The following is an 18,932-nucleotide window of genomic DNA, read 5'->3' as shown; positions in this document are numbered from 1 at the left end:
CGCTACCACATCGCCCTTAGAACTCCAGGGTGCTGGACACCGACACTTGTCGCGCATCGCCCATGGACACGAACAACCGGCTCGCCGCCGAGGTGTAGTAGACGCGGTCGAACAGGTTCTTCACGTTGAGCTGGAACTTGACCTTTTGCCCATCGATTTTGGTGTCGTAGGTGGCAAATGCATCCGCCACGGTATAACCCGGCAGGGTGAAATCGTTGGCCGCATCACCTGCGCGTTCACCGACATAGCGCGCACCGGTACCCACACGCAGCTGATCACCGCCAAAAATGTTGCCAAAGTCATACGCCACCGACAGCGAGCCGGTGTGCTTGGCGACATTTTGCAGGCGGTTGCCTTCCAGTGTCGGGTCGTTGTCCTTGACGTCCAGTGCGTCGGTGTAGGCGTAGCTGCCGATCAGGCTCCACTTGTCGGTCACTTGGCCACTGGCGTCGAGTTCCAGGCCGCGCGAACGCACCTGGCCGGCAATGCTGTAGACGGTGTTCGCGCCGGAACCGACCGAGACCAGCACATTGCGCTTGTCGATATTGAACAACGCGGCACTGGCAGTGATACGCCCTGGGATGTCGAGCTTGGCCCCCAGCTCCCAGGACTTGGATTCCTCGGGCGTGAGGTCGCCGGTCAAGGTGCTGCCATCGGCCAATGCGGCAATGGTGGAGTTGGGTTTGAACGATTCGGTGTAGCTGCCATAGAACGACAATTCATCCGTGTAGCGGTACACCAGGCCCGCACGCGGCACCCAGGCCTGGCCATTGCCGTTGGTGTTGGCCTTGAACGGCACGCCTTTGCCCGCGTACTGGTCATACATCTGGTAGCGCGCGCCGGCCACGAAAATCCACTGGTCGGTCAGGTGGATCGCGTCCTGGAAGAACAGCGAGTCGCTGCGCAGCAGGTCGGTCTGGGCGCTGTCGGCGGCGCTGACGGTGGTGCCCGCCACTTCGTTGCCGTACATCGGGTTGTTGTAGTTGAAGCTGGCGGCGCGCGAGTTCTGACGGATCAAATCGGCACGATAGATCTTGCGGTATTCATCATCCAGGCCAAACACCAGGTCATGCTGCATGCCCAGCACATTGACCTTGCCTTCCAGGCTGGCCGTGGCGAAACGGTCGGTGGTGATCGCACCTTTGGTGCCGTCCATCTTGCGGGTCAGGGTACCGTTGGTATTCACGGCACTGACGCGCACCTGGCTGGCGTCATAGGTTTCGCGGTTCCAGCTGTAGCCGAAGTGAGCTTTCCAGTCGTCGTTCAAATCATGGTCGGCTTCGAAGCGGTACAGGTCGGAGCGGCCTTCCATGTTGTTGAACGGCTCGTCCAGACGCCGGGTAGACGGGATATCCAGCGGGTGGTTGGACTTGTCGATGGCGGTGCCACGGTCGAACGGCGAGAGAAACTCGCGATGTTCGTAGGCCAACAGCAACTGGGTGGTGTCCCCATACCAGGCCAGCGACGGCGCGATCAGACTCTCACGGTGAGTGCCGAAGTTACGCCAGTAATCCTCGTCTTCATGGTCAACGATCAACCGATACGCCAGGCCGCTGTCGCCAATCGGGCCGGTAGTGTCGAGGCTGCCGCCGCTGCCGTTCTTGCCGTCACCGAAGGTTGAACCGCGCACGGTCAGGGCCGTGGACTGCACCAGCTCAGGCTTTTTGCTGACGATGTTCACCACGCCGCCCGGGTCCTGGATGCCGTACAGCAGCGAGGATGGGCCCTTGAGCACTTCGACGCGCTCCGCCGTGGCATTCAGCGCACGCCCCTGCACGATCGGCATGCCGTCGCGCATGATCGAGCCGTTACGGTTGTCACCAAAGCCGCGCAGCATCACCGCGTCCTGTGTGCTGGCCAAGGTGTTGGCCTGGGTGATGCCGCTGATGTTGGCGAGGGCGTCATCCAGGTTGCGCGGGGTCTGGTCACGCAGTACCTGGGCGGGGACGACGTTGACGGTTTGCGGGGTTTCGAGCAGCAAGGCACGGGAGCGCATCACCGAACTGGTCGGCGGTGGCTGGTAGCTGGTGCTGTCCTGAGTCTGTTGGCCGACGCCACTGATGGTGGTGGCACCGAGGTTGACCGCACCCTCGGTGGGCACCGGTTCCAGGGCCAGGGTGCGTGCGTCGATCTGGCGAAAGGTAAAGCCGCTGTTACCGAGCAGGCGTTGCAGGGCCTGGGTCGCGCTCATCTGCCCACTGACTGCCGGGGCGGTGAGGCCGTAGGGCGCTTCATCGGTGTAGATCACGCTGATCCCGGTGACCCGGCTGAAGTCGCTCAGGGCCTGGGGCAGCGGTTTGGCCGCCAGGGCAAAGCTGAACTGGGCGCTTTGCTGCTCCTGCGCCTGCGCCACGCACAGGGGTAGCAACGCCAGCCCCGACGCTGCCAATACCGAGGCGCCCAACCACTGTTTAACCAAACCGCCCGCCGTCGACTTCATGCTATGAGAACCCGTGTAGAAAACGCTGTTAATGCGAATAGATCGCAGTTTCATGCACTACACGGATGGGCCGGCAATTTACCTCACCCTTATTTGCAAATATTTTTACTTATTGCGCCTGAATGTGGAAACCGAAGCGTGGGAAATGCACATTCACGGTGCCCGCGCGCTCATCGGTGCGCCTCAGGATCAGCTCTTCGCGGCCCGCAAATAGCAACTCGCCTGCCACGAGGTCAGTGCCATAGTCAGTTGCGCAAATGGTGACTTGCTGGCCTGGCTCGAAGCCGTTCAAGTCCTCGAACAGTTCATGCGGCACTGCCGCCGGCGTCGCGCTGCGCGCCACGTCCAAGGCTTGCTCGGCGCTCATCTGAGTGGAGGTCCCATGGCCAAAACCCAGCACACGGTCCAGCCATGCAACAACGCAGGGATACCCATCCACCAAAGGCGCCGTCACCGAAGAGCCCTTGAGGAACCACAACGGGTGGGCCAGGGAGAAGTCGGCAATCGAAGGCTCACCGAACAGGAAATCCCCCGACTGGTGCCGCAGTTGCTGATCAATGCGGTTGATGATCACCGGCCATTGGTGCTTGGCCTGGTCCAGTTGCAGACGCGCCGCCGTGCCACCGCTGAACAGTTTGCTGCGATCCGCCACCAATACCTTGATCATTTCCGGCGGCACCTTGGCGAACTTGACCGCCAGGGATTCGGGCTGGAACACCAACGCAACCGAGTGGGCAAACACTACCGAATCAGCCCAGGCAGCGAAGCCTTGGGCGACCATTTCCAGGCCTTGGGGAAACAACGCAGGAGCGGCTTTTTCCTGTTCCAGACGACGCGCAATCATAGCGGTGTCACAGTAGATATCCGCGCCGACCTGCAACACTGGCGTCTTACGATAGCCGCCAGTGAGGGCGGTAAAGTCAGGCTTGGGCATCACCGGCGGGATCAACACCGAATGCCAGGATAAGCCCTTGAAGCCCAGCAACAGGCGGGCTTTTTCAGCGAAGGGGGACTGCGGGTAGTGATGAAGAATCAACTCAGACATGCCAGCTTCCGCTCTTGAAATGAGCCGCTAGCTTAGCCTGCAAAAACCCGATTGGGGGTGATGAGAGCCCATCAGTCAAATCAATGAGCCACTCGCCGCCAGGCATTCCTTGGCGCTCTTCTTCAACTTCTTGATCAACCGCTCCTGGCGTAACGCCTCGCCCTTGCTCGCGCACTGCTCGGTGTACACCAGCGCCACGGCCGGGCTGGACAGGAAAAACCGCGCGCCCCTGCCGCTCTGGTGAGCAGCAAAGCGGCGCACCGGGTCATTGCTGATGCCGCAGTACAGCGAGCCATTGGCGGCGCGCACCAGGTAGACAAACCAGGGTTTGGGTTCAGGCGTGGTCACGGGTGCATTCGGTAAGACCAAGGGACGCCAATCTTATCAACGACTGGCCTGGAATGCCTTCAAGCCTTTGAGCGCCTGGGCACGCACGGCGTTTTTCAGCGCGGGCGACCAACCCAGCAGCAGGCCCTTGAGGCCCAAGGCCTGACGCGACCAGCGCCACAGGTCGAAGTGATCGTGGTGCTCACAAATCTTGCCGTCGCGAAACACGAACCGCGCACCGATGTCGTTGACCACCGTGTTGCCGGTCGCGCTGAACAAATAGGTCGCGACCCAGTGCGCGCTGCCGGTGGTCTCGTCGCTGCGCACATGATCGAACGTCAGCGAAAAGTCCTTGGCCCGTGTGGTGAGCATGCGCCACATATCGCCGGCATCACGCCCGTGCAGCTCGCCGAATGCAGGGTCGCTGAACACCACATCGTCGGTGTAGCAGGCAACCATGCCTTCGGCGTCCAGGCGTTGAAAGGCTTGGTAGAAGCGGGTGATCAGGGCGTCGTGGGCATCACTCATGGGCAGGCTCCGGGAAAATTTTGTTGTGAGGCCCGCACGATAATCCGCCCGGGCGGGAAAGACTATCGGCATTCCTCACAACAATAGGCACGCGATGGACCAGCCCTGAGTGGCGTGCACGTCTTAGAGGTAAACAACCTCAAGGGTTGCACTGCCGTCCATAGGGATAGCCTGACCCACCGGCAAGGTACGCTTGAGCGCAATGGTCGTCGCCACCTTGAGATCAACCACCAGGTTTTGCATCGGCAGTGGGGCTCGATTTATTTAATAAGTATTCAGTGTCATGCGCCGATCAACCTGTACCGGAGCATGCACACATTTTACTGTTTCAACCCTCTCAACCCCTGCAACTAACACGAACTTAAAAGCGTTCAAAAAAGTGTAAAACTTACCAACTAAGGCACCATCCCCGTGTCTCGCGCATACGCAAATAACGCCACATCAGTTGAAATACACAACCGCTGCATGGCGGTACTTTTCTGTTTGCTGATGGTGGAGATGCTGCGATTGACCCGCGCGGCGATCTGGCTGACGGTCATACCGCTGGCGAGCATGCGGACCACCTCCTGTTCCTTGCCGGACAACTGGGGTTCCTGAGTCGGCTCGGCCACGCACGCCTGGTCCAGTTGCACCCGCAGGCACTCACTGACAAACACACGCCCGGCGGCCACGGTGGCGAGGGCCTGGGGCAACTCCCTGGCCGACGCACTTTTGGCCACAACCGCCTTGGCGCCTTGGGCCAGCGCAGTGCGCAGGGTGGTGATATTGGCAAACATCGTCACTAGAATCACCGGCAAGTTGGGATACTGGCGATGCAGCAACCCCAGCAAGCCATAACCATCAGCCTGTTGATTTCCGGGCATGGCGAAGTCCGTCACTATGACGTCACACGGGGTGCTGGCAATCAAGGCCAGCAGTTGGTCGGGGCCATTGGCCTCTCCTACGACTTTGCATTTACCACTCGCCTCAATCACCACTTTTTGTCCAACTCGGACGATCGGGTGGTCGTCAGCAATTATTATGCGAAGCATTGGCTTTTCCATGATGGCAATTTGGGTATAAGCAAAATACAACGGTAAACCTTTAGTAACAACTGCGCGCTCGCCGCTCAATTTACGCCCAGCCTTTATTTAATGGGCCTCACACTTTCACCTACAAAATAAAAAGAAATGGAATACAGAAAAGTACTACATGCCAAATAGATAAATTCCCACGGCACAAAGTCAGAAAATTCAGAGAGCCGCCAAACACTCCAAATACTGTTCAACATCCCGATGAAACTGTTCAAGGCCCGTCAACTGCGTGGCGACGCCGGATTGATTCACTTGGGCAATCAAGTGCACCGCCCGTTGCTCAAGGATCGTCGCACCAAAAAACGCGATGCTGCCGACAAGGCGATGCAACCGCTGGGTCGTCAATGTCGCATCAAGGCGGGAGCGTGCCAGGCTGAGCACGGCGAGATCTTCGCGGGCCTCCTGCAGCAGGCAACTCAGCAACGGCTGCACCACGGCCCAGGAGCCGAAGGTGGCGATAAGGCTGCTGCGCGTGGGCACCCGCTCCTGCACGGCGGCAGGCACGGGCTCACGCCAGCCACCCCGTGGCCGTGACTGCGGAGCCGGCAGCCAGTAAAGAAGCACCTCGCGCAGTTGCTCCAGAACGACCGGCTTGATCAGCCAACCGTCCATGCCGCAATCGACACAGCGCCGCACTTCATCCGGGCCAAGGCAGCCGGTCAAGGCCAGCACCGGAATGTGCGGCGTCCCGGTTCGCGCCTCACGGCACCGCAATTCGCGGGCCAGGGTATAGCCGTCCATGACCGGCATGCGGCAGTCGGTAATGACCATGTCGTAGCGTTGCGCGTTCAGGGCCAGCAAGGCCATGCGCCCGTCGGCCACCGCGTCATGTGCCAGCCCGAGCCGATGCAACAGCGAACTCATTAACAAGCGGTAAGTGCGTTGATCATCGACCACCAGCAACCTGGCGCCTTGCCAATGCAATGGCATAGCCACCGCGGGCGCACGTTTGCGCGCCCCACGGCCTGGAGTCTTGCCCGGCATATCGACCTCATACGGAGCGATCAGCTCACCGCCCCCCCGACAGGGCGCGGCTGTATGTTGTCGACCAGGTGGGCGACCGCACTCGAACTTCTCGCACATAAACGTTCGCCACATTCATTTGAATAAGGTGCGGCCAACAAAGTGCGCGAAAAATATCTGAATGGACGAACTGCAGCGATACAACAACTACGACAAGTTGGTTTTTCCTACATACACGACGATAAGTTCCACATCGCCCGACAGTATCGTAATAGTTGCATTCCCCCTCCCCGCCCCGGGCGATAAATTTCTCCCCGTCCTGAACTGACGTCGCCCTTTAAAAAATAACGACTGCCCACTGACGCATCAGCGCGCCCTGAACCTCTACGCCTTTACTTCACCTGGAGCCTCTTTCCTATGAACGCATCCCGCGCCACCCTCGCGGCTGCTCTATTACTGACCGCCGCTGCATGCGCCCACGCTGCCAGCAGTGTGGACCTGTCGGTCACCGGCCTGATCACCCCCAGCGCCTGCACGCCCACCCTGAGCAGCGGCGGCGTGGTTGAGCTGGGCAAAATCGCCGCCGGCGACATTCTTCCCGGCGACATCACCTACCTGCCCAAGGCGGCAATGGACCTGGCCGTGAACTGTGAAGCGGCCACCCTGTTTGCATTAGCCCCCCAGGACAATCGCCCGCAAATGTTCACGCCCTGGGCGTTCGGCTTCGCGTTGATGCCTTCGGGCAAACCCATGGGCGGCTACTGGCTGGACTTTGTCGACTCACTGGCCGATGGCGTCGAACTCACCCGCTTGTATTCGGAAAACAACGGCCAGACCTGGCGCGTCGCTGACCCGCTGGACCTGATCGAGCCGCGCAAGCTGACCGCTTTCGGCGAGTGGATCATCGGCCCGGCCAACGTGCTGCCGATCCAGAACCTGAATGTTTCGTTCCTGGTCAGTCCGTTCTTCTACCCGGGCGGAGCCTGGTTGCCGGCCAACGAAGAAATCCCCATCGACGGTTCCACCACCTTCGAACTGCGCTACCTGTAAACCCCACAAGGATTTGTGCCCATGACCAGACCCACCCCAGCCACCCTCGCCCTGCTGTTGGCGACCTGCGCCCCCGGCGTGTTCGCCGCCAGCAGCCTGGACCTGAGTGTCACCGGGACCATCACCCCCAGCTCGTGCGCACCGAGCCTGTCCGGCGACGGGGTGATCGATCACGGCAAGCTCACCGCCCGTGACCTCGACCTCGAACTGCCCACCCGCCTTCAGGCGGGCGAGATGGCCTTTGAAGTGCACTGTGAAGGGCCGACGTTTTTCACCCTGACCATGGTGGATAACCGTTCGGGCACGGCGGCAGGGCATTACTCCCACCACGGCCTGGGCATGGCCAACCCCGACCAGAAACTGGGCGACGTCGCATTTGGTGTATTCGAGCCGATGGCCGATGAATTGCCGGTCAACACCATCATGTCCCGTGATGGTGGCGCCAGTTGGGGGCCGTCTTCCTACGTGGGCCACGCTGCGCTGACCTCGTTCGCCGCGCCGAGTGCCCCATACACGCCCATCGCCATGCAAGACCTGAGTGCGCGGCTGCGCGCCTTCACCACCATCGCCCCTTCAAAGGGGCTGACGTTGCTCGATGAAATCCCCATCGACGGTCACGTCACCCTGCAACTGAAGTACTGGTAACCCCTGACCCTGTCCCCCTACGGAGCCCTGAAAATGAACAAGTCCCTCACTACCCTGATCGCTGCCGCCCTGCTGGCGTTCACTGGCCACGCCGTTGCCGCCTCCAGCGTCGACCTCACCGTCAAGGGCCTGATCACCCCGAGTGCCTGCACACCGGCGCTGTCCAATGGCGGCGCGATTGATTACGGCAAGATTTCGGCCAAGGACCTCAAGCCCGACCTGCCGACCCAATTGCCCCAGCACATCCTGCAACTGACCGTGACCTGCGACGCCGCCACGCTGATGGCCATCGAAGGCAAAGACAATCGCGAAGGCACGGACTACGGCAACGACCTGATGTATTTCGGCCTGGGCCTGATCAATGGCACGGAAAAACTTGGGCGTATGTCCATCCGCCTGCTGTCGCCCCTGGCCGATGGCGTCGCGGCGCGCACCATTGCCTCCATGGACAACGGCCTGACTTGGTACCTCGACCGCTACGTGATGCGCGACAACATTCTTTCGGTGGCCGATTCCACCACCGTGGCGCCGGTGCCGGTGCAGGTGTTCTCTTCGGACTTCGCCGTGGTCTCCGACATCGCGCCCGCCAGCCAACTGACCCTGAACAACGAAGTCGCTATCGACGGCTCCGTCACCCTGACCGTGCGTTACCTGTAAGCCGCCATTGAACCGAGCAGCGGCACGGCAGGACGCCGGGCCGCGCTCACCTAGTGAACACACTTTATGAAGACCACTCCTTCAACGCTGTTTGCTCTGTTGGGCCTGATGAGTATCGGGCCCTCGGCGCTGGCGACGTCCAGCACGGAGCTGAACGTCACCGGGCGGATCACGCCCAATGCATGCACCGTATCGCTGTCGGCCGACGGAATTGTCGACCACGGCAAGGTGCCGGCACGCGGGCTCAATCAATGGGAGTTCAGCCAGTTGCCCAGCCAAAACCTGGACTTGAGCGTGAGTTGCAACGAGCCCGTGCTGTTTGTGCTGGTGGGCGTGGACAACCGCGCCGATTCGTCCCTGGGCCCAGGCTTTTATTACGGCCTGGGCAACAACATACATGCCCCGACCGAGCGCTTGGGCACCGTGTCCCTGGCCTTTCGTGACGTCATCGGCGACGGCGACGGCGTGCTGGTATTGGCCTCGAGCAACCAAGGCCTGACCTGGTTTCCCGAGTCCAACGCCTATCCCAATAACTACATGGGTTTTGCCTCCCCGGGCACCTTGGTGCCCGAGCCCCATCGCCTGCTGACCGCCACCCTGAACGTCAATACGTCGATCAACGCCGCCGCCTACCTGACCCTTAACCAAGAGGTGCCGTTGGACGGCTCCATCGTGCTTGACCTGAGGTACTTGTAGCCATGCCCCCCTTCCCTTGTGTTGCCTTGTTCAACCGCTTTCTGAACCTGTTGTTTTCTACCCTGATGCGCTACGCATGCCTGTATATAGGCGCGCTGGCCCTGGCATTGGGCGGCCCGTCGCTGGTGCTGGCCGACGGCATGGTGCCGGACACTTCGGTGGTGATCGTGCATGAAGAGGACGGCGAAGCCTCGGTGTCGGTGACCAACACCGACAACAAGCTCGCCCTGTTGCACGTCACCCTCGAGGATATCCCCGAGGACACTGCGTCACTGTTGTTCGTCACCCCACCGCTGGCGCGGGTTGAGCCCTCCAAGAGCCAGCTGGTGCGCTTCATCCTGCAGACCCCCGAGCCACTGACCACCCAACGTCTCAAGCGGGTGATCTTCGAAGGCATGCCCCAGAACCGCTCCGCCACCCAGGCCGGTCATGCTCGCGTAGGCGTGACCGTGCGCCAGAACCTGCCGGTGATCATTCATCCCAAGGGCCTTGAGCCCAATCGCACGCCCTGGACCGGCCTGGCCTGGCGCCTGGACAACAACCAGTTGAGCGTGCACAACCCCACGCCCTACGTGGTGCGCCTGGCCCAGGAACTGCGCTTGCTGCCGGGTGATGGCGCCGCGCTGTTGCCGCGCACTTATGTGTTGCCCGGCGAAACCCTGCACGTGACCGCCAGTGCCAGCGGCGCGACCCGTGTGCAGTTGCAACCTGCCACGGTATACGGGTTCGCCGTGGCGCCCTACGAAGCCCCCATCACTTTATGACAAGCGGGCGCCCAAGGACCTAAGCCGGCGCCCAGACAAAAAGAAGTGGCCTCCCATTGAACGCCACCGGCACGCGGCGTGAACCGATAGGAATCGGTAGCACGCGTCCAACACTTGAGTACGACCTTGTGAGCACAGTAACCACTGACCGCGACGGCGAAGCCGTGCCCGGTCGTCCTACTCGCCGGTCCCGCAGGTTTCTGGCGGGACTGGCCCTGACCCTGGGTGGCACACTGCCCGCCAACGACCCACTGGCCGATGAGTTGTTGCTCGCCGGTTCATTTGATCCGCAAACCTTGTCCCAACGCGGCATCGACCCGGAGCTGGCCAACCTGCTGTTGGACGCGCCGCGCTTCACCCCTGGCCGGCATGCCGTCAACATGAACGTCAACGGCCAACGCCGCGGCCGGGTCGATGTGACGTTCGAGCGCGACGGTACGCTGTGTTTCAACCGTGCGTTGCTCGATGTCGGCAACCTGATCGTCCCCGACGATGGCGCCTGCGACAGCTTTCTCGCGCGCTACCCGCAGACGGTCATCGAGCAAGACCCGGCCAGCCTCAACCTGGCCCTGGTGGTGCCCACCGAGGCCCTGCGCCCGGCGCAGCGAGATGTGTCTGGCTACCAGAGCGGCGGTTTTGCCGCGCTGCTCAATTACGACCTGACTGGGCTGCACAACGTATACGGCGGCGACACCAGCCGCTTCGGCTCGGCCAACACCGAAGTCGGCTTCAATGCCGGCGACTGGATCGTGCGCAGCCGCCAGGTACGCACCTGGCAAGAGAGTCGCTCGCGCACCACCCACTTGGACGCCTACGCCCAGCGCACCTTCGCTGAACAGCAGGCGGTGCTGCAGGCCGGGCAGATCAACCTCTATAACCCGGTGCTGGCCGGCACGCAAATCACCGGCGCCCAGGTGCTGACCGAAACCGCGCTGCAGGACCAGAACCAGGGCGCGACCATCAATGGCATCGCGAATAGCCCGGCCCAGGTGGAGATCCGTCAGAACGGCACGCTGATCCATTCCACGGTGGTTCCGGCCGGGCCATTTTCGCTGACCGATGTGCGGCGCCTGAACAGCCGCTCCGACGTGGAAGTCACGGTTAAGGAAACCAGCGGTGAAGAGCGCCGTTTCACCGTACCGGCGGGCATGCTCGGGCTGGGCTTGCCGGCGCCGGGCTTCTCGGTGGCGGCCGGGCGGGTGCGGCAGATTGGCGACAGTGCCGGAGCCGAACCCTGGGTGGTCAGCGCGGGCTGGAGCGGTGCGCTGCACCCGCAAATCAGCGTGGGCGCCGGCGTGCTGGTGGCGGATGCGTACCGATCCAGCGGCGTCAGCCTGGGCTGGCTGCCGTGGCAGGACAGTCAGCTGCAATGGTCGACCCAGGCCGCCCAAGCCAGCCGCGTCGGCCAGGACCAAGGGCTGCAGACCGACCTGTCGTGGTCGCAGCGCCTGTCGGATCGCTGGGGGTTCAGTACCGCGGCGTCGTGGCGCTCCCTCGGTTACCGCGACCTGGAGGAGTCGACCTTCGACGCCAACACTCGCGACCAGCAACGCTCGCGCTACCGCGATCAACAGAGCTTCACCGCCTCCTGGGCGCACCCGACACTGGGCGCATTCAGTGCCGGGATTTCGCGTTTGTCATCCTATAGCGGCGACAACAGCAGCCGCGCGCTGGCGTCCTGGGGCACCAGCTTCGGGCGGGTGTCGGTATCGGCCAGTGCCGAGTGGCAAGTCGGCGGGCGACACCAGAGCGATGACAGCCTTTACCTCAACGTCAGCCTGCCCTTGGGTGAAACCCGCCGGGCGCGTACCTGGGTACGCAATACCGGCGGTGAACATCGCCTGGGCGCCGGGCTCAGCGAGCAACTCAACGACCAACTGAGCTACCGCGTCGACGTCGAACGTGACAGCCGCGACCGCGAAGTGGAAGCCACCCTCGGCGTCTCGGCCCTGCCGTATTACAGCCAGCTGGACTTCAACTACACCCGCTCCGACGATCAGCGCGCCAGCTACCAGGGCGGCGCACGCGGCGGTGTGGTGGCCCACGGTGACGGCCTGACGTTCTCGCCCTATCCGGTGCGCGACACTTTTGCCGTGATGTCGGTGGGCGACATGGCAGGGATCAAAGTCAGCACCCCGAGCGGGCCGGTGTGGACCGACTGGCAAGGCCAGGCCGTGGTCCCGCAACTGAGCGCCTACGGCCGCAGCCCGGTGGAAGTGCACACCCGTTCGCTGCCGCGCAATGCCGATATCAGCAACGGCTTGGCGGTGCTGACCGCCGGACGCGGCGCGGTCGACAAAGTGCAATTCGGCGTGGCCGTGACCCGTCGCGCGCTGCTCACGGTAAGCCGCGACGACGGCCAGCCGCTGCCCAAAGGCGCAGCGGTGACCACGGCGGACGGCGAGTTCATCACCCTCGTCCAGGACGGCAGCCAGGTGTTCCTGCCCAACGTGCTCGACGAGCGCCCGCTGTGGGTCAAGGCCCCGGGCCAACCCCGTTGTCGCCTGAGCTACACGTTGCCGAACAAGGGCGACCCCGATGTGTATTTCGAAAGCGCAGCCGCCCGCTGCCTCCAGCCATGAGGAACATCGTCATGAAGCCTACCGGGCTGTTGTTAGCCACCCTGTGCCTGAGCAGCGGCGCCTGGGGTGCGCAGGAGTGCCAATTGAACATCAGCGAATCGACCCTGGATTTCGGCCTGATGAACCGCGCCGCAGCCCTGGTGCCGACGCCGGAACGATTGCTGGGCGAACGCCGGCTCAGCCTCACCTTGAACTGCGCGCAAGCCACCGATATGAGCCTGTTCTACCGGGGGCTGGCCGCCGGGCCGGAGCGTTTTCGCTTCACCGAGCGCGGCAGCTATGGCCTGAACGTCAGTGACGCTGTGCTGGATGGCGAGGCCGTTGAACTGGGCTTGCTCAGCGCCAGCGGCCAGGCACCCAGCCTCGGCAGCGCCAGCCTGGCGTGGCGCGCCGACCACGGCATTGTGCCAATGCGCGGCGGTGCGGTGGTCACTGGCCGCAGCCTGTCGTTGCAGATCGACGCCAGTGCCTGGGCCAGCGAAGACGCCCTGCGCGTGCGCGACGCCGTGACCTGGGACACCAGCGGCGTGCTGGAGGCCACCGGCGCCGGGCGCTCGCGGGAGTTGCGCCTGCAAGCGCGCTTTGCCCCGGCGGCGTGTACACCAAGCCTGTCCAATGGCGGCAACGTCAACCTCGGCAAACTCTCGGTCAGCGACCTGCACACAGACCGTGACACCGCCCTGCCCCCCCGCGACCTGCTGGTGACGGTGGCGTGCGACGCCCCCACCCACTTCGCCCTGCGCCTGCAGGACAACCGTGAGGGCTCAGCGACCGGGCCCGCCGAGGCCGGCACCTACGGCCTGGGCCTGGATGCTCGCCAGCAAAAAATCGGCCGCTACGCGCTGACCTTCGACCCAACCCGGGCCAGCGCCGACAGCCTGCCTGCGCTGTACCGCACCGACTCCGCCAGCGGTGGCGTGCCCTGGAGCACCGCCAGCAGCAGCCCCCTCGCCATCGCCGCGAATCGCTACCTGGGTTTTGCCGCCACGCCCGGCAGCAGCGCCGGCCCGGTGGCGATTCAAACCCTCAGTGCCACCGCAAGCCTGGAGGCGGTGATTGCACCGCTCAACAGCCTGGACCTGGGCAACGAAGTGCGTCTCGACGGCGCGGCGACCCTCGAAATCACTTACCTCTGACCCCCTACTGGAGCTCACCATGAACCGTTACCTGATTCCTCTCGCTGTGTACCTGTTGTCCCAGGGCAGTTCCGCCCACGCCGCGTCCACCGTTGAGCTGACTGTCACCGGGCTGATCACGCCCATGGCCTGCACACCGATGTTGTCCGGCGGCGGGCTGGTGGATTTCGGCAAGATTTCCCAACAGGACCTCAACCAATCGGTCGGCACGCGCCTGCCGCTCAAGTCCTTGACCCTGAGCATCAACTGCAACGCGGCGGGCCGTTATGCCCTGCGCATGCGCGATAACCGCGACGGCACCGCCCACGTCAACAGCGAGATTTTCTACGGCCTCGGCCTGGATAACAGCGGCGGCAAGATTGGCGTGTATTCCGTGAGCTTCGACCCGAAAAAAACCGTGGTCGATGATGTGCCGGTGATCTACGGCACCGAGTCCACCACCGGCGGCGTGGCGTGGCGCATGGCCAATACCAACCCCATCGACATCGGCTCGCGCAGTTTGTTGGGTTTCACCGATGTGCAGGGCAGTACCGCCGGACCATCGGCAATCCAGACCCTGACCAGCACCCTGACACTTGAAGCGACGCTTAACGCCAAGCAGAACCTGGACCTGAGCACCGATGTGTTGATGGACGGTTCAGCGTCGTTGGAAGTCGTTTACCTGTAACCCTTTTCCCTGCCACACAACCTTCCCTAGAAAGGAGCAACACCATGAGCAAGTCCCTTCCCATCCTGGTCGCCACCCTGGCAATGGCCTGCGCCGCGCAAACCCAGGCGGCCTCGGCTATCGACCTGAGCGTGAGCGGGTTGATTACACCGAGTGCGTGTGAATTGAATTTGGCCAATGGCGGCCAGTTTGAAGTCGGCAAGATCGCGTCCAAAGATCTATATCCCGAACAGCCGACCGACCTGCCAAGCATGACCACGGCCCTCACCGTCACGTGCGAGGCCGCAACCCTGGTGGCGATCGAAACCCAGGATAACCGCGCAGGCTCGGCCTACTTCGATGACGCCCAAAGCCTGGGACTGGGGCTGATCAACGGCAACCAGAAGCTCGGCAACATGTATGTGATGCTCAGGTCCATACTGGCCGACGGCGACAGCGGCTACGGTATTCACTCGAATGACGGCGGCCTGACCTGGAACACTGGCGGCTACTTCAGGAACGGTGGCCTGGTATCGATCTACAAGGCCTCACCGCTCATGCCGGTCCCGGTGCAAGTGCTCACGGCCTCGATGCAAATCGACGCGGCCATTGCCCCGTCCAAGAACCTCACACTCACCAGCGAAGTGCCCATCGACGGCTCAGCCACATTGACGGTGCGCTACCTGTAAGGCACTAGACCTTCTCGCTGCTCACCCCCACATACAACGCCCGGCCTGCCCCCAGGCCGGCAACGATCGCACCCACGCCGATCACCGCAAAAATCCAGCCCACCGCTGCCCAACCACCGGTCCAATCATGCACCAGGCCCACCGCCAACGGCCCCAAGGAAGCCAGGGTGTAGCCGATGCCCTGGGCCATGCCCGACAGGTTGGCGGCCACGTGGGAGTCCCGCGAGCGCAGCACGATCAAGGTCAGCGCCAGGCTGAAGGTGCCGCCCTGCCCCAGGCCGAGCAGCACCGCCCACCCCCACAACCCCTCAAGCGGCGCATACAGGCAACCGAACAGGCCGGCAAGGGTCAGCAGCATCACCACCACAATCGCCAGCCGCTGGTCCTTGCCACGGGTAGCCAGCCACGGCGCCGTCAGCGCGCTGAGCAGTTGCACGATGATCGAACCGGACAGCGCCAAACCGGCATCGGTGGCACTCAGGCCACGATCGATCAGAATCGACGGTACCCAACCGAACACGATATAGGCCAGGGACGATTGCAGGCCCATGTACAGGGTCACCTGCCAGGCCAGCGGGTCGCGCAGCAAGCCCTTTACGCGATAGGCGACTTGATGGGCGCCGTGCTTTTGGCCGACCTGTGGCAACCAGAACAACGCCGCCACCAGCGCGGGCACAATCCAGAAGCCCAGGCCGACGCTCCAACTGTCGCCGAAGTAATGACTGAGCGGCACCGTCGCCCCCGCCGCCAACGCCGCGCCCAGGCACAGGGCCATGGTGTAGACGCCGGTCATGGTGCCGGCCTGCTTGGCAAAATCACGCTTGACGATGCCCGGCAGTAACACGCCGATAATGCCGATGCTCGCGCCGGCGATCAGGCTGCCGGCGAACAACCCCACTTCGCCGAACGCACTGCGCAGGGTGATCCCGCCCGCCAGCGTCAGCAGAATTCCCAACACCACCCGCTCGGCGCCAAAACGCCGCGCCAGCAGCGGCGCCAAGGGCGCAAACAGCCCCAGGCACAGCACGGGCAAAGTGGTCAGCAAACCCGCTTTGGCCGCCGACAACCCCAGGCTGTCGGACACCGCACTGAGCAACGGCGACAGGCTCGACAGTGCCGGGCGCAGGTTCATCGCTACCAGGATCAAGCCCATGATCAACAGCCACGGGCGGCTCACCACCGGTGGGGTGTGTTGCACCCCCTCGTCGTCGGCTTCAGCGTCGATCAACAGTTCTTCAAGCTTGGTTTCAGGGTTCATTGATCAACTGCCGGCAAAGGGATTTGGCGCGTTCCGGGTCTTGGTGCTCCACGGCTTCGAGCAGGGCGATATGCAGGTCGAACACCGCTTGGCGACGCGGCGAGATGTTCAGGGTCTGGCGCAATTGGGCGCCGACGACGGCGGAAAAATACTGGTACAGCTCGCTCAAGGCCGGGTTGTGTGCGGCGTCTACCAGGCGCTTGTGGAACACCAGATCAGCCCTGATGTACGCCTCCAAATCGCCGTGATACAGCGCGGCGCTCGCGTGCAGGGCTTCGCGCAAACCTGCCAGGTCGTCATGGGTTCGGCGCAACGCCGCAAGGCCGATGGCCTCCACTTCAAGAATCTGCCGCGCCTCCTGCGCCTGGGTGACCGTGCAATGGGACAACGCACGCATCGCGCCCAGCGGATCGGTCATCGAACGCAGGTAACTGCCGTCGCCCTGGCGAATTTCAATCAACCCGGAAAAGGCCAATACGCGCATGGCTTCGCGCACGGTATTGCGGCTGATGCCCAACTCGGCGGACAGCTCAGGCTCGGTGGGCAGGCGTTCGCCAATGGCCCACACCCCTCGACTGATGCGTTGGCGCAGTTGCTCCAACGCCTGGTCGACCAGGGAGCGTTTGATCAGGGGGGCGATGTCTGTCATGGCTTTTGCATTTTCGTCCAATCATAGGATGAATTTTCCTACAGCCTATTCGGAGCAGCCTACAAAGGCAACGGACTAGGGTTTTGAGGCAGGAAAAGGAGCAGTATTTTCGATTGGTAAAATTACCCTCAGAGGGTAATTATTGGACTCAGGTGTCTTATGGAAAAGTACACACCTCATTACGATCTGGCGGTGGTAAAGGCGGATGTGAAGCGGCTTGGCAGGAGAGCGTTTACCCACACAGCACAAAGGTGCGGCAGGGAACTCCACTTCAGCATCAAGGAAATGCAGGATGCCATCTATGAGTTACAAAACTGGATGTTGTACAAGTCGATGACCACCTATAGAGATCATCGGGTTTGGCAGGACGTGTATCACACGTACGCAAAAGATAGGGAGATTTACATCAAGGTCACTTACTCCCCGGACGGTGACCCTCCGGTGATCTCCTTCAAGGAGAAGAACCTATGAAGGTAAAAAATTGCTACATCTGTGGTGCCCCCGACGCATTGCATTATTTTGAGGGCCGCAGTGAAACCATCAGGGTCAGAGGTATGGAGCGCCGGGTAGACAATCTTTCCGGCTGGGAATGTCACGTATGCGGTGACGGCTTTTGGGACCCCGATACCGATAGTGCGGATCGTTATGGCGAAGCCGGCGATGAACTCGTCATAGCAGCCCAAAAGATGATTGGCGCCGAGATGAAACGTATCCGCCGCAAATTGCACCTTACGCAAAAGGAAGCGGTGGAATTACTGTCCGGTGGCGGCCACAACGCATTCTCTCGCTACGAACGCGGCGAGCTTCTTCCCCCCAAGCCGCTGGTATTACTGATGCGGCTATTGGATCGTCACCCGCATTTGCTGGCAGATGCCGAAGTCTTGGCAGAAGGTGCTGACATGCGTGGCGCTTTCACCTACACCGTGAACAACGACGCTGAGGCACTCAAAGTGTCCTAGCCCCAAAAAATAAACCCGGCGCCAGGCCGGGTTTATTCATTCAAACATCGATCAATGCAAAATCTGGCTCAAGAACAACTTGGTCCGGTCATTCTGCGGGTTGTCGAAGAAGTCATTCGGCGCCGCCTGTTCCACGATCTCGCCCTTGTCCATGAAGATCACGCGGTTGGCCACGGTGCGCGCAAAGCCCATTTCGTGGGTCACGCACAACATGGTCATGCCGTCTTCGGCCAGGCCGATCATGGTGTCCAGAACTTCCTTCACCATTTCCGGATCGAGTGCCGAAGTCGGCTCATCGAACAGCATGATTTTCGGCTTCATGCACAAGGCACGGGCGATCGCCACACGCTGTTGCTGGCCGCCGGACAGTTGCCCCGGAAACTTGTGCGCCTGTTCCGGAATGCGCACGCGCTCCAGGTAATGCATGGCGATTTCTTCGGCCTTGCGCTTGGGCATCTTGCGCACCCACATCGGCGCCAGCGTGCAGTTCTGCAGGATGGTCAGGTGCGGGAACAGGTTGAAGTGCTGGAACACCATGCCGACTTCACGGCGGATCGCTTCGATCTGCTTGAGGTCGTTGGTCAGCTCCACGCCATCGACCACGATGCGGCCCTGCTGGTGCTCTTCCAGACGGTTGAGGCAGCGGATGGTGGTGGATTTGCCTGAACCCGACGGGCCGCACAGCACGATACGCTCGCCCTGCTTGACGTTGAGGTTGATGTCTTTCAACACGTGGAACTGGCCGTACCACTTGTTGACGCCCTGCATCTGGATAATGCCTTCAGGGCTCACAGGCTGTTTGATCGCTTCGCTCATAACATCAAC

General features: G+C 62.1%; 20 protein-coding genes. 11 read left to right on the top strand and 9 right to left on the bottom strand.

All coding sequences use genetic code 11. From position 1 onward, the window contains the following. Positions 1–16: 16 nt before the first annotated feature. From JBO08_RS01755 to JBO08_RS01730, 6 genes are all read right to left on the bottom strand, one after another. Complete coding sequence (locus JBO08_RS01755) at positions 17–2,440, bottom strand: TonB-dependent receptor (protein WP_220074572.1); 2,424 nt, start codon at positions 2,438–2,440, stop codon at positions 17–19. A gap of 109 nt (positions 2,441–2,549) precedes the next feature. Next, positions 2,550–3,485, bottom strand: a complete 936-nt coding sequence (locus JBO08_RS01750) for a glutathione S-transferase family protein (RefSeq protein ID WP_220074573.1) — start codon at positions 3,483–3,485, stop codon at positions 2,550–2,552. A gap of 75 nt (positions 3,486–3,560) precedes the next feature. Then, complete coding sequence (locus JBO08_RS01745) at positions 3,561–3,833, bottom strand: GIY-YIG nuclease family protein (protein WP_065890478.1); 273 nt, start codon at positions 3,831–3,833, stop codon at positions 3,561–3,563. 36 nt (positions 3,834–3,869) lie between these two features. Further along, the gene (locus JBO08_RS01740) at positions 3,870–4,340 is read right to left on the bottom strand and encodes a nuclear transport factor 2 family protein (protein WP_065871720.1); all 471 of its coding nucleotides are present in this window, start codon (positions 4,338–4,340) and stop codon (positions 3,870–3,872) included. Between the two features lie 395 nt (positions 4,341–4,735). Beyond that, entirely contained in the window at positions 4,736–5,371 is a 636-nt protein-coding gene (locus JBO08_RS01735; protein WP_065871719.1) for a response regulator transcription factor, read from the bottom strand. Positions 5,372–5,572: 201 nt separating this feature from the next. Continuing rightward, the gene (locus tag JBO08_RS01730; RefSeq protein ID WP_065890480.1) at positions 5,573–6,397 is read right to left on the bottom strand and encodes a response regulator; all 825 of its coding nucleotides are present in this window, start codon (positions 6,395–6,397) and stop codon (positions 5,573–5,575) included. A 396-nt stretch (positions 6,398–6,793) separates the two neighbouring features. Here JBO08_RS01730 and JBO08_RS01725 point away from each other — a divergent pair, with 396 nt between their 5' ends. The 9 genes from JBO08_RS01725 to JBO08_RS01685 all read left to right on the top strand — a co-directional run bounded on the left by JBO08_RS01725 (position 6,794) and on the right by JBO08_RS01685 (position 15,241). Then, a complete protein-coding gene (locus tag JBO08_RS01725; RefSeq protein ID WP_220074574.1) occupies positions 6,794–7,426 on the top strand; it encodes a DUF1120 domain-containing protein in 633 nt (210 codons plus the stop codon). 21 nt (positions 7,427–7,447) lie between these two features. Next, entirely contained in the window at positions 7,448–8,071 is a 624-nt protein-coding gene (locus tag JBO08_RS01720; protein ID WP_065879577.1) for a DUF1120 domain-containing protein, read from the top strand. A gap of 33 nt (positions 8,072–8,104) precedes the next feature. Continuing rightward, entirely contained in the window at positions 8,105–8,728 is a 624-nt protein-coding gene (locus tag JBO08_RS01715) for a DUF1120 domain-containing protein (protein ID WP_065890482.1), read from the top strand. A 66-nt stretch (positions 8,729–8,794) separates the two neighbouring features. Next, positions 8,795–9,424 (top strand): DUF1120 domain-containing protein, encoded by a 630-nt coding sequence (locus tag JBO08_RS01710; protein ID WP_065879578.1) that lies wholly within the window; start codon positions 8,795–8,797, stop codon positions 9,422–9,424. Between the two features lie 65 nt (positions 9,425–9,489). Continuing rightward, positions 9,490–10,188 (top strand): fimbria/pilus chaperone family protein, encoded by a 699-nt coding sequence (locus JBO08_RS01705; RefSeq protein ID WP_065890587.1) that lies wholly within the window; start codon positions 9,490–9,492, stop codon positions 10,186–10,188. A gap of 128 nt (positions 10,189–10,316) precedes the next feature. Next, on the top strand, positions 10,317–12,770 hold the full coding sequence (locus tag JBO08_RS01700) for a fimbria/pilus outer membrane usher protein (protein ID WP_220074575.1): 2,454 nt from the start codon (positions 10,317–10,319) through the stop codon (positions 12,768–12,770). An 11-nt stretch (positions 12,771–12,781) separates the two neighbouring features. Continuing rightward, positions 12,782–13,906, top strand: a complete 1,125-nt coding sequence (locus JBO08_RS01695) for a DUF1120 domain-containing protein (protein WP_065910570.1) — start codon at positions 12,782–12,784, stop codon at positions 13,904–13,906. A gap of 19 nt (positions 13,907–13,925) precedes the next feature. Continuing rightward, positions 13,926–14,573 carry a DUF1120 domain-containing protein gene (locus tag JBO08_RS01690; protein WP_065879580.1) on the top strand — a complete coding sequence of 216 codons (648 nt, stop codon included), beginning with the start codon at positions 13,926–13,928 and terminating at the stop codon, positions 14,571–14,573. Between the two features lie 44 nt (positions 14,574–14,617). Further along, on the top strand, positions 14,618–15,241 hold the full coding sequence (locus tag JBO08_RS01685; protein WP_065874995.1) for a DUF1120 domain-containing protein: 624 nt from the start codon (positions 14,618–14,620) through the stop codon (positions 15,239–15,241). A gap of 4 nt (positions 15,242–15,245) precedes the next feature. On the opposite strand, the gene JBO08_RS01680 is transcribed toward JBO08_RS01685, so the two are convergent. Both JBO08_RS01680 and JBO08_RS01675 read right to left on the bottom strand, forming a co-directional pair. After that, the gene (locus tag JBO08_RS01680; RefSeq protein WP_065874996.1) at positions 15,246–16,499 is read right to left on the bottom strand and encodes a CynX/NimT family MFS transporter; all 1,254 of its coding nucleotides are present in this window, start codon (positions 16,497–16,499) and stop codon (positions 15,246–15,248) included. Continuing rightward, on the bottom strand, positions 16,489–17,148 hold the full coding sequence (locus JBO08_RS01675) for a FadR/GntR family transcriptional regulator (RefSeq protein WP_065874997.1): 660 nt from the start codon (positions 17,146–17,148) through the stop codon (positions 16,489–16,491). Before JBO08_RS01675 ends, JBO08_RS01680 begins: the two co-directional genes overlap by 11 nt. Before the next feature lie 159 nt (positions 17,149–17,307). Here JBO08_RS01675 and JBO08_RS01670 point away from each other — a divergent pair, with 159 nt between their 5' ends. Then, a complete protein-coding gene (locus tag JBO08_RS01670; RefSeq protein ID WP_049709879.1) occupies positions 17,308–17,619 on the top strand; it encodes a type II toxin-antitoxin system MqsR family toxin in 312 nt (103 codons plus the stop codon). Beyond that, positions 17,616–18,107, top strand: a complete 492-nt coding sequence (locus JBO08_RS01665) for a type II toxin-antitoxin system MqsA family antitoxin (protein WP_065874998.1) — start codon at positions 17,616–17,618, stop codon at positions 18,105–18,107. The genes JBO08_RS01670 and JBO08_RS01665 overlap by 4 nt, the downstream gene beginning before the upstream one ends. A gap of 51 nt (positions 18,108–18,158) precedes the next feature. Here JBO08_RS01665 and JBO08_RS01660 read toward each other — a convergent pair whose 3' ends face one another. After that, a complete protein-coding gene (locus JBO08_RS01660) occupies positions 18,159–18,923 on the bottom strand; it encodes an amino acid ABC transporter ATP-binding protein (RefSeq protein WP_003171943.1) in 765 nt (254 codons plus the stop codon). Between the last annotated feature and the right edge of the window lie 9 nt (positions 18,924–18,932).

Origin of the sequence: Pseudomonas sp. LAP_36 (assembly GCF_019456785.1) — a bacterium.
In the GTDB taxonomy this organism is placed as follows: Bacteria; Pseudomonadota; Gammaproteobacteria; order Pseudomonadales; family Pseudomonadaceae; genus Aquipseudomonas; species Aquipseudomonas tritici.
This window is presented reverse-complemented; position numbering and strand designations above follow the sequence as displayed.